Below are 353 nucleotides of genomic sequence, written 5' to 3' on the forward strand. Positions count from 1 at the left end.
CGGCATTAATTAGATTATGGAGTACCCACGGGTGGATCGTGCGAACAATCCGATGCCGTTCGACGGTGCGCGGATGATCTACGGTGGCTTCGTGCCGATCTACGAGCTGACGCGCTGAAGCCGGCGGACGTGCTCAGCGCGCGTCCGTTTCATCGCTGCCAGCGGCATGGCCGGCGCCCAGTGCGGCGCCGGCGCCGAGGCCCACGCCGCCCATCCCGGCGCCCATGCCGCCCCCGCCGCCCGCACGCCCGCTCCTGGCATCGGCATCATTGCGGCCCTTGCCACCGCCACTGGAACCAGGCCGGGTCGGGCCCTGCGGTGGAATCTTCAGGTCGGCCGGAATCGGGGCGAGG

At 70.0% G+C, this 353-nt stretch carries 1 pseudogene; it reads right to left on the reverse strand.

Annotated elements, in window-relative coordinates:
* Positions 1-133 precede the first annotated feature (133 nt).
* A pseudogene (locus tag EN850_RS36900) lies at positions 134-353 on the reverse strand (hypothetical protein); the annotation flags it as partial.

Origin of the sequence: Mesorhizobium sp. M8A.F.Ca.ET.207.01.1.1 (assembly GCF_004794715.1) — a bacterium.
Lineage (GTDB): Bacteria > Pseudomonadota > Alphaproteobacteria > Rhizobiales > Rhizobiaceae > Mesorhizobium.